The 1259-nt window shown below is 74.6% G+C and carries 2 protein-coding genes; one reads left to right on the top strand and one right to left on the bottom strand.

Going from position 1 to position 1259, the window contains the following annotated elements; translation table 11 throughout:
* Positions 1 to 927: MFS transporter (locus IE249_RS35675; protein WP_229857128.1), on the top strand; the 927-nt coding region annotated here is incomplete at its 5' end.
* Positions 928 to 1023: 96 nt separating this feature from the next.
* Here IE249_RS35675 and IE249_RS35670 read toward each other — a convergent pair.
* The coding region (locus IE249_RS35670; protein WP_444544796.1) for an MmyB family transcriptional regulator at positions 1024 to 1259 on the bottom strand (236 nt) is incomplete at its 5' end.

The following is a 1259-nucleotide window of genomic DNA, read 5'->3' as shown; positions in this document are numbered from 1 at the left end:
CCCGTGGGCCTGGCCGCGCTGCTGCTCACCCTGCGCTTCGTCCCCGAGTCCCGCGCCCCCAAGGCCCGCCGCCCCGACCCGGTCGGCCAGGTGCTGGTCATCGCCCTGTTCGGCGCGCTCACCTACTCGATCATCGAGGCCCCCGACTCCGGACTCACCACCGTCCTGCCCTACGCCGTGATCGCCCTCGCCGCCCTGCTCGGCCTCCTGTGGTACGAGCCGCGGCGCGCCGAACCCCTCATCGACCTGCGCTTCTTCCGCTCCGCTCCGTTCAGCGGGGCCACCGTCATCGCGGTCAGCGCCTTCGCGGCCCTCGGCGGCTTCCTGTTCCTGTCCACGCTGTACCTGCAGAACGTACGCGGTCTGAACGCCCTGCACGCGGGCCTGTGGATGCTGCCGATGGCGACCCCCGCCTTCCTGTGCGCGCCGCTGTCCGGACGGCTCGTCGGCAGCCGGGGTCCGCGCCTGCCACTGCTGATCGCGGGGGCCGCGATGACCGCGAGCGCGGTGCTGTTCGCCGCCTTCGAGGCCGAGACGTCGAACGGCACGCTGGCCGTCGGATACGTCCTGTTCGGCATCGGCTTCGGCTTCGTCAACGCCCCGATCACCAACACGGCCGTCTCCGGCATGCCGCGCGCCCAGGCCGGGGTCGCCGCCGCGGTCGCCTCCACCAGCCGCCAGCTCGGCCAGACCCTCGGGGTCGCGGTCGTCGGCGCGCTGCTCGCCTCGGGCATCGGCTCGTCCCCGTACCGTCAGGCCTTCGTCTCGGCCGCGCGGCCCGGCTGGTGGGTGCTGGTCGCCTGCGGCGCGGCCGTCCTGATCCTGGGTGCCCTCACCTCCGGCACCTGGGCCCGGCGCACCGCGGAACGCACGGCCGACCGCCTCCAGGAGAACGAGGTGCGCCAGGCGGCGGGCGCCGGCGTCTGACCCGGCTCTCCACCAGGGGGGCGTCGGGACCCGCGCTCCAGGGACGCGTCCGACCCGGTGCTCCGGGGCGCGTCCGACCCGGTGCTCCGGGGCGCGTCAGGGCCGGCGCTCCAGCGCGATCGCGTGGAGCTTCTCCAGGCGCTCCCGTGACTCCTCGTCCGCCGGTACGTAGGTGACCATGCGCGGGCCGGGCTCCGGGCTGAGCCACAGGTCGGTGTGGTCGACGGTGAGGCGGCCGACGTGGGGATTGCGGAACTCCTTGCGCTTTCCGGCGGGGGCCATCACCTCGTGCCGGTCCCAGGCCTCGCGGAAGTCGGGGGACTGGTCGCGCA

This window comes from Streptomyces anandii JCM 4720, from assembly GCF_014650655.1.
GTDB classification, from domain to species: domain Bacteria; phylum Actinomycetota; class Actinomycetes; order Streptomycetales; family Streptomycetaceae; genus Streptomyces; species Streptomyces anandii.
This window is presented reverse-complemented; position numbering and strand designations above follow the sequence as displayed.